Consider the following 633-nt stretch of genomic DNA (forward strand, 5'->3'; position numbering starts at 1 on the left):
TTCCTCAGGCAAGTTTGTATTTTTCAAATTTCGTTGTTGTGCTGAGCATTATTGCGGTGATATATGCTTCTCTAGTTGCGTTTGCTCAAGATGATATAAAGAAGTTAATAGCTTATTCTTCAATAGCACATATGGGGATCGATCATATCTCAGAGTTTCGTGCTCAGTTAAAATGGCTCCCAATCCGAATTCGTCGCGATGTGCATATCCTTACTGTCCTTTTCAAAATCTGTAAAATCTGCTTAGTCGAAAATTTGTACAGGTACCGGGGAAAGACAGGGGAAGTAGAGAAGCATCTATCCTATTATCTGACATATATCCTATCCCATCCCCACACCTGTCAATTGCATGTACTGACAATTGCCTGGTGTAGTGCGGAAAGGCCCCAACAAGTGTGTTCGCTTATTACGTTTTAATGCCGGAGCGTGCACCAAAATCATTAGATATGTTTGCGTGATGACGGAACTAAACCACCATTTTGTCCAATTCAAACACATAAGTAACGTAAATTAGCTAAAAGAAGCAAGTAGCGGTACAGTACACTACATCAGCAGCCAGCCAGAAATCAAGAACTAAAATAAGCCTGCATTATAATAACAACAACACCGGATATAACTTGTATAAGTTAAGGAG

Annotated in this window: 1 pseudogene; it reads left to right on the plus strand. The window is 39.7% G+C overall.

Annotation, left to right across the window (positions count from 1 at the left end):
• Positions 1 to 140: pseudogene (locus ACJ5GX_RS07040) on the plus strand (proton-conducting transporter transmembrane domain-containing protein); the annotation flags it as partial.
• Positions 141 to 633: the final 493 nt, after the last annotated feature.

This window comes from Wolbachia endosymbiont of Tuta absoluta (assembly GCF_059414725.1).